At 43.2% G+C, this 12,262-nt stretch carries 8 protein-coding genes; 5 read left to right on the top strand and 3 right to left on the bottom strand.

From position 1 onward, the window contains the following. From ABDD94_RS10310 to ABDD94_RS10330, 5 genes are read left to right on the top strand one after another with little or no spacing between them, the layout of a single operon-like run. The gene (locus ABDD94_RS10310) at positions 1-1,695 is read left to right on the top strand and encodes a RagB/SusD family nutrient uptake outer membrane protein (RefSeq protein WP_352432895.1); all 1,695 of its coding nucleotides are present in this window, start codon (positions 1-3) and stop codon (positions 1,693-1,695) included. Positions 1,696-1,724: 29 nt separating this feature from the next. After that, a complete protein-coding gene (locus ABDD94_RS10315; protein ID WP_345955794.1) occupies positions 1,725-3,212 on the top strand; it encodes a hypothetical protein in 1,488 nt (495 codons plus the stop codon). A gap of 60 nt (positions 3,213-3,272) precedes the next feature. Further along, a complete protein-coding gene (locus tag ABDD94_RS10320; RefSeq protein ID WP_345955796.1) occupies positions 3,273-4,760 on the top strand; it encodes a hypothetical protein in 1,488 nt (495 codons plus the stop codon). 16 nt (positions 4,761-4,776) lie between these two features. Beyond that, positions 4,777-6,537, top strand: a complete 1,761-nt coding sequence (locus ABDD94_RS10325) for a DUF4998 domain-containing protein (protein ID WP_345955797.1) — start codon at positions 4,777-4,779, stop codon at positions 6,535-6,537. Positions 6,538-6,551: 14 nt separating this feature from the next. Further along, the gene (locus tag ABDD94_RS10330; protein ID WP_345955798.1) at positions 6,552-8,036 is read left to right on the top strand and encodes a hypothetical protein; all 1,485 of its coding nucleotides are present in this window, start codon (positions 6,552-6,554) and stop codon (positions 8,034-8,036) included. A 76-nt stretch (positions 8,037-8,112) separates the two neighbouring features. Here ABDD94_RS10330 and ABDD94_RS10335 read toward each other — a convergent pair whose 3' ends face one another. Genes ABDD94_RS10335 through rbsK form a run of 3 tightly spaced genes read right to left on the bottom strand, consistent with a single transcriptional unit; the run spans position 8,113 to position 12,254 of the window. After that, a complete protein-coding gene (locus tag ABDD94_RS10335; RefSeq protein ID WP_345955799.1) occupies positions 8,113-10,326 on the bottom strand; it encodes a glycosyl hydrolase 115 family protein in 2,214 nt (737 codons plus the stop codon). Positions 10,327-10,336: 10 nt separating this feature from the next. Further along, a complete protein-coding gene (locus ABDD94_RS10340; RefSeq protein ID WP_345955800.1) occupies positions 10,337-11,335 on the bottom strand; it encodes a GRP family sugar transporter in 999 nt (332 codons plus the stop codon). Between the two features lie 19 nt (positions 11,336-11,354). Beyond that, positions 11,355-12,254, bottom strand: a complete 900-nt coding sequence (rbsK, locus tag ABDD94_RS10345) for a ribokinase (RefSeq protein ID WP_345955801.1) — start codon at positions 12,252-12,254, stop codon at positions 11,355-11,357. Positions 12,255-12,262: the final 8 nt, after the last annotated feature.

The following is a 12,262-nucleotide window of genomic DNA, read 5'->3' on the forward strand; positions in this document are numbered from 1 at the left end:
ATGAAAAATAAGTACACGATTTTGCTTACACTATTTGCCGTGTTAGCTATAGCCTCTTGTAAAAAAGGCGGTGTGTTAGATCAGGTTAAAACAACCGATCTGAACGAAGAAAAAACGTTTTCTGACAGTACGCGTACCATACAATTCCTTACACGGATTTATAGTGATATCGGGTTCAGCGCAGACCCTAGGAGGTTTGGCAGTAGTGTGGGAGTATACAGCATAACAGATGAGGTTGAAGGCTCTTTACTGGCAGCCACTGCTTATAACGTTATCTTTCAAACCGGTGCGGTAAGTGCGATTAACATACCTACCGATGCTTGGGTAACCAGCTACGCCAATATAAGACGGGTAAATGTGTTTTTAAAACACCTGCCCGAAACACCACTATCGCCAGGCTTGCGTAACAAGCTGGCCGGTGAAGCGCGCTTTCTGCGTGCCTGGTATTATTTCATCATGCTTAAACATTATGGCGGTGTTCCGTTGATAGGAGATGCCGTTTATGAAGCAACAGATGATGTACCAGGCAAACGAGCAACTTTTGAAGCTTGTGTAAACTATATCGAATCGGAGTGCAACGCTGCAGCAAACCAGTTGCCGCTTACGCAAAATGGCTTAGACTACGGACGTATTACCCGTGGTGCTTGCTTGGCGCTTAAATCGAGGCTATTATTATATGCGGCAAGTCCTTTATTTAATGCCCGCCCAGAGATGGACGGTGTATTGGGTTACACAACGTTTGATGCCCAGCGCTGGAATAAAGCCGCACAGGCCGCTTTAGATGTAATTAACTTAAACCAGTACCAGCTTTTAGAATTATCTACACCGGCCCCTGGTTACGGCTTTCAAAAGGTGTTTACGCTCCGTAAAAACACAGAATACATATTAGCTGCTATGGCCGGAAACAACCGCACGCTTGAGGCCATTTGGGATCCGCCTTCAAGAGCGGGCAGCGGCAGTGCTTACCCTTACCAGGAATTAGTTGATGCATTCGGAACCAAAAATGGTAAACCTATTGCAACCGATCCAACTTACAATCCGGCTGACCCCTATGCCAACCGTGATCCACGATTAAATTACACCATACTGTTTAATCAGGGGCTAAGATTGGGTACAAACAAAGCCATATCACCGGTAAATACCTATGTAAATGCAGCACAGGATGGCTTTCCACTTACTAAAACGGGCTATTTTTTACGCAAATTTTTGGATGAAAACACTATTGCAAGTGCCACATCGTCTACCACTGAGCGTTGCTTTCCGCTAATACGTTACGCCGAAATACTGCTTAATTATGCCGAAGCCGCTAACGAAAGCGGTGATATCAATACGGCCTATACGCAAATTGTGGCCATCCGTCGCCGAGCCGGTATTAATGCAGGTGCCGACGGTATGTATGGATTAACTGCCGGAATGAGTAAAGAAGATATGCGTGTGCTCATCCAAAATGAAAGAAGGGTTGAGCTGGCTATTGAAGAACACCGCTACTGGGACGTAAGGCGTTGGAAAATTGCAGAGAACATCTCGAACAAAACCCTGCACGGCATGAGGATAACAAAGGTTGGCAATGGATATACTTATGAGCGGATTGACATACGTACGCCGGTATTTGTTGCGCCGAAATGGTACTTATGGCCCATACCGCAATCAGAAGTTAACAAATCAGTTGATCTAACTCAAAACCCTGGTTGGTAACAAAGGGCCAATCATAAAACATTAAAACCATGAGTTTAAAAAACTTTAAGTTGATGAAGCTTGAATATGCTACTGTTTGCATGATAGCGTTAATCTGCATACTCTTTTCGGGCTGCCAAAAAAACAAGTTCGACGTACCTGTAAATACCGCCACTATAAGATTTAGTGAGAGCGCCTATACGATTGAGCGCAACGCTTTGGAGCCGTTAACCGTGAGATTACCGTTGTCATTACCTTTAGAAGAGGATGCAACGGCAGTTATTACCGTAGACAATTCCAGCACTGCTGACGCTTCTGAATATGTTGTAACGCCCTCTCTTGCTGCCACTGGTATAGAAATGAAGTTAGCAAAGGGTGCTACAGAGGCAACCTTTCAGGTAGCATCCGCCGACAATTTTGAAGGCGACCGGACATTAGTGTTCAAAATAACCTCTGCAAAGGGTGGTGTCATAGTTTCAAGCACGAATGCTTCTGCTGTAATTAATATTAAGGGCAAGCCTATTATACTGCCGTCTATTGGTACTTCGGTTACAGATCTGCCAAGCTTTGGTAATGTAATTACCACAACAGCCTCTGCTTCGTCTATGTACACTGTTTCTGGCGTCAAGCTAAGTGCTGATGTTACAATTACAGCGTCTGCCAACTTCCAGGTGTCCTTAAACAATATAACATTCACTAATACGGTTTCCATTCCGTTTGCAACAGCCAATGCCAGCCCTGTGCCCGTGTACGCCAGATTTGTACCCAATACAGGCAGCAACCAAGGTATATCAGGTACAATAACGCATTCATCAGGCACGCTGCCAGACGTGGTAGTTAACGTAATTGGGGTCGAATATGGCAATGCGGCGGCAGGTGTGCTGATTATGAAAGATGATTTTGAATATGGTTCAACCGCCGGTAACCTAAAGGATTTGAGCAGCGGTAATTGGACTTTATTTTCGGGCACGGTTAATCCGGCCAGGTATATTACCGCTGGCTTAACCTTTCCGGGTTACGTTGGCTCTGGAAAGGGCGGTGCTGTAATATCTGAAAATGGTGCCGGTTCAAGAGAAGATTACAGCCGTAGCTTTACGGCTCAAAGCGACGGCGTACTGTATACAAGCCAACTGGTTAATTTTGCATCTTCGCCGGCTGCAGGAGATTTTTATACTTCATGGCGTGATCCTGCTGCGGCTTATTTCAACCGTATTTATGTAAAGGATAACGGCGGTAAGCTAAACTTAGGTATAGCAAAATCATCAGCTACCACTTCTTATTCAACCACGGCTTATGAATATGGCCAAACCTACCTGTTGGTTACTAAATATGACTTTGCTTCAGGCATATCGTCACTGTACATCTTGTCGTCTGCACCACCTTTAATCGAACCTGCGGTTGCTGATGCCACTACAAATGTTGGTGCTGGCCCGGCATCGCTAATCAACATTATTATCAGACAAAATACCGGCGTTTTAACCACAACAATGGACGGTATACGTGTAGCCACATCGTGGAAGCAAGCCGTAGGCCTTTAATATTAATGTATCTGACACAGATAATTTATAAGATCACATTCATCTAAACCGATAAAAAGTATGAGTACAATACTCACTATACGAGCCGGCAGGTGTTTAACAGCCTTGTTTGGAATATGCTTGCTTACCTGCTTCATGATAATAAGCTCGTGTAAAAAAAAGGAGCAGGACGAGCTCAAAATACCATCACGTGCAAGCTTTAGCAGTACCGCGTTTACCATTGAGAAAGATAATGCAGATCCGTTTCCTGTAACAGTTAAAATTGCACGTCCTCTTGATAAAGCAAGCTCCCTGGTTATAAAGGTTGAGGCAAGCGGTACAGCAGCTAATACAACTTACAATACCAGTCCTTCTGCTAAAGAGGGACTCATAACCTTAGATTTACCACAAGGCGCTACAACAGCATCGTTTACTGTGCAGTCCGCACATAATTTTGATGATAGCAAGACAATAGTATTCAGAATTATGTCGGCCACCGGTAGTGCTGTGCTAAACGATCTCAACTTAAGTACCACCTTAACTATGAGAGGCAATAACTGGGTTACCCCTGAAATGACTACTTCGGTTGCTACACTTGGCAACTTTGGTTCTGTTAAAGTGAATACGCTATCTGATGCAAAGTCTTATACACTTTCTGGTAAAAATTTAAGTGGAGTTGTTTCCATTACAGCACCCGCCGGCTTTAAAATATCTACCGATAACACTACTTATAGTTCCTTTTTAACGGCCGACGTGAACAACAAATCGGTGACTGTTTATGTGAAGTTTAGCCCGGCAATGGGCCAAAATCAAAGTATTACAGGTGCCATTGTGCACAGTTTAGCCGGCATGAATGATGTTAGCATTAACGTAAGCGGTGCTGAAGACGGTAACATACCTTACGTGCCCGAAGTGCCTTTGTTGAATGAAAACTTCAATTACGGTGGGGCATCCGACTTTATAGCCCGTTTAACTGGAGATTGGGTAGCTTATTCTGCACCGGCGGCAATCCCAGTTATTTATGTGCCTCAAGGCCTTTCGTACACAGGTTATGGCAGTTCTAATATTGGTGGCGCGGTAACCATTCAACACGGAGATTTTTCGAGAGAAGACATTGCCCGAACATTTGCGCCTAAAAACAGCGGCAACTTATATGCTGCGTTGTTAGTCAACGTTACTGAGGCCGGTGCTGGTGATTTCTTTTTTGCGCTTAGAGATGCAGCCGGTGGCTTTTTTAATCGTTTTTATGCTAAGGATGATGGCACAGGGAAACTGGTGTTTGGCGTGGGCAAGAACACCACGGTTCAGTACGGCACCGGAAGTTATAAATATAACAACACTTATTTGGTAGTCATTAAATATGATTTCGCCGCCAAAACTACTGCTATGTATGTGGTAGACGGTGCTGTAACAGATGTAGAGCCTGCCTCTCCAACTATACTTTCTGCAACCGGCACTGCACCAACCAGCTTAAACGATGTGGTTATCAGGCAATCGGATGGTGTTTTAAGTGCCACTGTTGACGGTATCAGAGTAGCCACTACCTGGAAAGGCGCATTAGGACTATAACCATTAATTAATCACAATGAAGACATTACATAATACTTTAGTTCGCGTACTCGTCATAAGTATAATTATATCAGGTATTTATGCCTGTAAGGATAAAGAGATGTTTGATGCGAGCGATAAAAGAGAATACATAAGTGCTGCTAACAGCGTAAATGCCTACTCTGGGTACAAAAGGCTGCAGTTAAAGTTCAACGTTTCCAACACGGCCGCCGTTAGAGCTAAAATCTACTGGAACAACCGTAGCAATTTCATAGAAATACCAATTCATGTTGCTTCGGCTAACGATACTGTAAGTACGATCATCGGTCCGCTTGAAGAAGGTACTTACAGTTTTGAAGTAATTACTTACGACAATAAGGCCAACACTTCAGTGCCTATAAAAATTACAGCAACTGCGTTAGGACCAAATTATGCGCATACCTTGGCCAACCGGCCAATAAAGGATATATTTTATGAAAACGGCAATGCAACCATTTATTGGGGTAGCGCAGGCGCCGAACTTTTTAACGAGGTGATTTATACTGACAATAATAACGTGCAACGGCGTGTAAAGGCTGCTCAGGGAAAGGACACCAGCAAGTTATTGAATGTGAAACCTGGTGAATTGGCTACTGCATTACAATACCGCACCGCTTACATACCGGCAACGGCTATTGATACTTTTTATGCTGACACAAGGTCTGAAGCGATTACAACGGGCAGTCTTAAGGATTTAGCCAAAGCTAAGAATGTCTTATTCGGTAGTTTAATTAGCTATGGTAATGGTATTACGCACGGTGTGGTTAATGATGGCTCGCCAAACGGCATATACAAGCAAATTTGCGATAATGAATTCAATTTTGGTCAGGCCTCATGGGGAGGCACTCGCTGGAAACGAGATGGAGGATCGGATTTTAACGACGTTAATGCAGTAATAAATTGGAGTAAGGCGCACTACAATAAGGTTTTTGCACAATTAATAGTTGGTCCTAACGGCTATATGCCCGATTGGTTTAAGAACGGAACTTTTACACCCGCTGAAATGGATGGCCTTCTGAAAGGATTAGTAAAGGAGTTTATGGAAACCAATGATAACAAATCAAAAGTGGATGTATGGGGGGTAGCCAATGAAGTATTTAGTAATGATGGTACCTACGTAAATATGAAATGGAACGACATGGGCTGGGAAGACGATGCATCGGGCTTAACCGGTACAGATAAGATTAACCTAAAGCATCCGGTTTTTATTGGTAAAGCTTTTATGTACAGCAGGCAAATGACCCAAGCTTTGCTCGAACTGCGTGATCATGATTTCGAATACAATACTTCTGCATCAGCCTATTATACCAAGCACAAAGCGTATTACCAATTATTGAGACACCTAAAGGCCAAAGGCTATCCGGTAGATGTTGTGGGCATACAAGCGCATTACAACTTAGGCAGTGGAATTGGCGGTGGTTATGAGCTGTTTAAGAAAACTATTGAGAAGTTTAAAGCTACCAATGTACAAGTACATTTAACGGAGCTGGATATTATAGCCCCTAAAATTAATAATGCCTTACAGCCCTGGACCCTTGCCCTTGCCGACCAACAAAAGACTGATTACTACAATGCTGTTAAAGCCGCAGTTGAGGCCGGCGTTAGCTTGATTTCACTTTGGGGTGTAAGAGATAACAACGATCCAGGATGGCGTTTTGGGCAGTATCCGCTTTTATACGACGAGAGCTATAACCGGAAACCGGCATATTATGGTGTGCAGAAAGCATTATTTGATGCTAAAAAATACAGTGCTAATTAGAAACAACCCTTGTTATGAAGAAATTGAATAACCTCCTTATTATTTTTTTGATGGTTGGGATAATTTCGGCCTGCTCCAAACGGCCGGGAATTATGCCGCCAACACCTGTAGAAACCAGCAGTAATGCTCCCGCAAGTAATTTGAATACAGCTATAACGGTTGATTGTAGCCAAACCCAGGGCGATGTAATGCGATTGGAACAGGCTAATGTGCACTCAACTACATCGGCGCTGCCGGGCGAGAAAGCACGCATTTGGCTGCAAGCGTTAAATCACAAAACTATACGTACTTGGTTGGCTTTGAGAACTATAAACAAAGAAGGGTATAATTACAAATACGATGGAAACGTTGGCGCCGAAACTTCGTTGGCTTATTATTCAACCTGTGCCGACTCACTGCTTATTGCCTTAACGGCTTATACGCCGTCTGCAACTTTTCCGCTGCCAGGTAATGGCAAGGGGACCGCATTTCAAAACTTTATTAAGCAAACGGTAATCTATTACAAGAACAAATTTCCTAAAATAAAATACATACAGGCAGGTAACGAGCCAGATTATAACGGCGAGAGCGCGGCCGACTATTATGAAGTGTACAAAGATTATTACAAAGCTATTAACGCTGCCAACATTGAGTTAGGCTTAACGGGTGCCAACCGTATTATGCTTAGTAACGGCGCATTTACCAGTACAACTACTTTTAGTGAGTTGGTGTCATACACTAACCAATTTTTAACGTTTTATGCGGCTGATGCTGACGCCAGTAAAAGGTTAGATTTTTTTAGCATGAATTGCTACACAGAACAAAGTAATCCTAAGCTTTTTGAAACTGCAAAGCCACAAATTATTGCAGCTATGGCCTCCAAAGGAATAAATGCCAGACAGGTGTTTGTAACCGAGTATGGCCTGGCCGGAGGCAACTTTATTCCAACCGTATGGAACCAGGCCCAAATCATGACAGCATGGGCTCCCGCACAAATAGCGAAAGCATTTTATTTATACGAGGGAGGAGCTGACCGTGTATTTAACTGGTGTATCAATCATGCCGATATTTTGCACAAAAGCGAACTGGCCGATTTGACCAATGCCTATCCCAATCCCTATGGTTATGCAATGGTGTTTGGCCGGGAAGTTACAGCGAGAGGCACGAGGGTGAAAGCAACCGCGAGTAAACTTAATGCCCAGGGCTTGGGTATTAACGCGTTGGCCGCAATGGGCAACAACAAGGGCATTGCTGTTTTGGTATGGAATTACAACTATACCTCGTTTGTTGGCGACCAAGAGGTTAATGTGCAAATAAACAACATACCACAAAGTGCTTTTAATGGTAAGGTAAATGCAAAAGTTTATATGATCGATTCTAAGAATAATAACATTTACAGCAATCCTACGCAAACTTCGCTTAAATCCTCTTCAGACCAGGCGTATAACTATGCGGCAACTCTTAATATGCCTTTGAAGCTGGAGGGCAACTCAGTAGCATTGGTTCTGCTAAATCCATAAGCTAATACTTGACTTTCTACCTACCTAATCACAATCAAAAAAGGCTTATTCATTTGAATAAGCCTTTTTTGATTTATTAGTAAGTAGCCTTTATACGATCAGACGCCTCTAAATATTCAGTCCAAAGCTTAGCGCCTTCAATATTATGCCCTAGATTGGGTTTAGGGTTTATAGGAGTTTGCGTGCCGTTGCAACTTATAAATTCTCGTATTTGTGTATAAGAACGGTGTATGTTAAACGGAGCTGCGGGCGTTTTAATCCAAGTTGGTATATACCATTTGTCGAATGGTGGTCGTTCAGCTCTTAAGATCTCCACTTCTAATTTTTCTAGCGGTACCGCAGCATCTGCAATGATATTCCAGGCCTTATTTTCATCTGGCTCATGCAAAGCATTCAATAACATCAAAGCAGCTTGTGTAGGCCGTTGGTCTACCCTTAAGCCAAATTCAACATGCTCAAAAAAGAATTGCTTTTCTTCACGATTTAAGGTTGGTAACAATGTGTTGATCGTGTTAATAACCGACTCATATTGTGCGTTTCTGCGCCTAAGCTCATTCACTTTTACCTGATCGGGCTGGTTGTAAGTTTGATGCGTAAAACGTTTATGCAGTAATTCTAAAATAGACTCGAATTGTACAGCTCCAAAGTAGGTCTTGTCTGAACCGTTTATTAACGAATAGTACTGGTCATAACAGTGCATAATACTTTGGCTATCGGTAGTGCTTGCAAAGTACTCATCAACCCACCACTTTAAATAAGCTTTATGAGGCTCAGGCTTATTGAGCACTGCGGCAGCGTTCCAGCAAATGTCAGCTATCATACGGCCTTCCATAACATGCTCACGCAATTCAGATACATTTACCAGCATAAATTCTGTGGCGCCGGCATCAACAATTCGTTTAAACTGTTCTGCGACACGTTCCGGCGTAACAACATGAGTGCCTTGCTTTGTAGGTGGGCCGCCGTAGTAAGCCAAATGGTAATAAACTCCGTGTTTCCACTTGTCGGTACCAGATGGTAAATCTCTCATTACCCCGTCGTTGTTGTCTGGCCAAACCAAAATTACATCGTCGGGCACGTTAAAATCTTCAGGGTGTTTCTTATATTTTTCTAGCATCTCGGTGTAGAGCGTAAAATGAAAGGCAGGAGGGTCATTTGCCGGAGCCAATTCTCTTACAATTTTAACCTGAGCATCAATCGCTTCTCTAAATACCTTAGCTTGCTCTTTTTCGGTCGTATCTTTCGGAAACTCATAGGCATGGTCGTCCGTGCCGCGCAAACCTACCGGCCAAATGGCATTAACGCCTTTGTTTTCTTCAACCCCGCCACGCCAGTACCTTATCATGTTATCCTTGCTTTTAAACCAGTCCCAGTCGGTATTAACGCCTCGTCTTTCGGCGAGTTTAAAGCGCTCTATACCAAACGGATTTGAAAGCAATATGTCGTAATGATGGGAGGTGAAATACAAGCCCCAGTCGCTGGCGCACTTTTGTACTTCATAGCGGCGGTGCACTCGCACATAAGGTGCCACCATATTCATTCGTAAACGCAAGGCCGTTTCAAAAAAGTTTTGATACCACTTTAAAGGCACATCGCCTATACGTAGGGGAAACCCATACCGATCAAACGGCCGTGGCAGCACATCCTCGTCATCATGAAAAAAGCCGCGGTATTTCACAGTTGGCGGCGCTTCGTAATGATTTGTGCTTTTTAATGTAAGGTTGGTGTTTTTTAAAGCCTGATAACCTGTCCATAAATAAAGCGGATCAATACCTAAGCGCTCGCTTAAATGGTATGCGGCATACGCTGTTCCTCTAAAATCAGCTCCAATAAGCCAAACTTCATTGTTATGGGTAACTATTTGGTAAGCTTCTTTTTTGCCTTTAAGCTTACTCGAACTGATCTGAGACGGTAAGCTGCCGCTCCCAAATGTTGATAAGATAACGTTAACTTTACTTTCGTCTTTTTGTGACAAAATAGGTGGTTTGTAGCCGCTTATTTTTGCAATATCATCTGTTAAAAATTGGGCTGCCTGCCTTACGGCGGTATGCTCTTTATTATTTACAACTATCACACAGTTGCTTAGCTTAACGTCGCCAGCCGCACTTTGCCCAACCCTGACCCACGAGCCCCTTGTTTTTGTGCTATTGTTTCCTTGTTCCTTATTCCCTGTATAGAATGGTATTTGTTTAGCCTTTGGAGCTCCTAAAACATCTGGCAAACCAACCGAAAGCAAACCTAACGTGGCCGAACAATTTTTTATGAAGTTTTTACGTGAAATCTTATTCATTTTGTAAGATTTAGTTTCGTGCTGTTATTAACAAAATAATACCGAATACATACAAGCCCAGCATAATGTAGAGCTGAATATTGGTTTTACGCTCGGCGTTTTTAAATTCTTTCCAGATAAATATGCCCCATATTGCGGCAATTACCGTTGCGCCTTGCCCGAGTCCGTAAGAAACAGCCGGACTAGCCTTGCCGGCTGCCAGTATATTAAGTGCCATCCCGATATTCCAAATCACACCGCCAATAATGCCCATAGCATGATCTTTAGCGGAGCCTTTAAACCAGGCGTTCCATTTTATTGGTGTGCCTGCAAAAGGGCGGTACATAATAAAGCTGTTAAAAATGAAGTTGCTGGTAAAAATTCCGATTGCAAAAAAAACGAGTGCTGTATAAGGAGTTAGTTTGCCAGTTTCCGGGTTTACCGCGTTAGTGGCCATTGATACAGCTACATACTTATAAAAGAAACCTAACAAAACGCCGGCGATAATGGCAATGATTAGTCCTTTTATGGAAAAATTTGCTGTGTTTTTATGAAGCTGCTTATAGGCGTTGGCATTGAGCAGTATAGCTGCGGCAATTAGCATTACACCTGTAAATAATATATAGGGATTGCCTTCGGGCCTTGCAAGGTAATTAACAATTACCCCCAGCATAAGCGCAATACCAATACCCGTTGGAAAAGCCACTGACATGCCTGCAATGGCAATTGCGGCTACCAGCATAATATTAGCTAAGTTAAAAAGTACACCGCCCGTAAAAGCTGAGATAAGATTTTTCTGATCGGCCTGACGTAGATCGTCTAAGAAATGCCGCCCCATATCGCCATTGCTGCCGGCCGTGAATGCTAATAAAACTGAGAATAGCATAATCCCTATAACATAGTCCCAATAAAAGAGCTCAAAACGCCAGGAAGTGGAATTGAGCTTTTGCATGTTGGCCCATGAACCCCAACAGACCATAGTAATAAAGCAAAAAATGATGGCGATTGGGTAACTTTCAACAATAAACATAATAGTGATAAGGTTTAGTTCAATTAATTTCTTTTGCCCAAGGGGCTGAAGCTTGTGCGCCAATACGTGTTACCGAAATAGCTGCTGCTTTGCATGCATATTCAACAGCATTGACGAAGTTTGATTGTAAGGAAAGACAATGGGCAAGGGCGCCGTTAAAAACATCTCCGGCAGCAGTGGTATCAACCGCGTTTACACTTGGTGCTGGTATGAGCAAGTCGTGCTCATCAGTACTAAGCCAAGCTCCTTTACTGCCCAACGTAATAACTACATTATGCACCCCCCGTTTCATTAATTCATGTGCACATTGTTTTGCAGTGGCCTCATCTGTAACTTCCATGCCCGTGATAAGCTGCGCTTCGGTTTCGTTTGGCGTAATCGTGAAAAGATCTTTTAAGAGCTCATCGGGCAGTGAGGTGGCCGGGGCTGGGTTAAGAATAACCCTTCGACCCAACGCTTTGGCAGTTTGTACAGCATGTACAACTGTATCCAACGGAACTTCAAGTTGCATTAGTAATATGTCGTTTATGCTAAGCAGGTATGGCAAGTTGCCGATATCATTAGGCTTTAAATAGTCATTCGCACCTGGAGCAACTACTATCGTATTTTCGCCAGAACTGTTAACGGTTATCAATGCCGTTCCGGAAGCGTTTTGTGGGTCGATAATTACGTGCGATGTATTAATAGCTTCCTCATTGAAATTCTTTAAAGCTGTTTCACCAAAAACATCGTTACCTAATTTGGTAATTAAAGTTACTTCGGCCCCTAAACGCGCCGCTGCTACCGCCTGGTTAGCGCCTTTGCCACCGGCATTAAGTAGAAATGTTCCACCAATTATCGTTTCGCCAGGTTTAGGGAACCGGCTGGTTAGGATGGTCATATCGGTATTTGAACTGCCGATAACTAAAATTTTGCCCATAATTGTAT

Source organism: Mucilaginibacter sp. PAMB04168 (assembly GCF_039634365.2).
In the GTDB taxonomy this organism is placed as follows: Bacteria; Bacteroidota; Bacteroidia; order Sphingobacteriales; family Sphingobacteriaceae; genus Mucilaginibacter.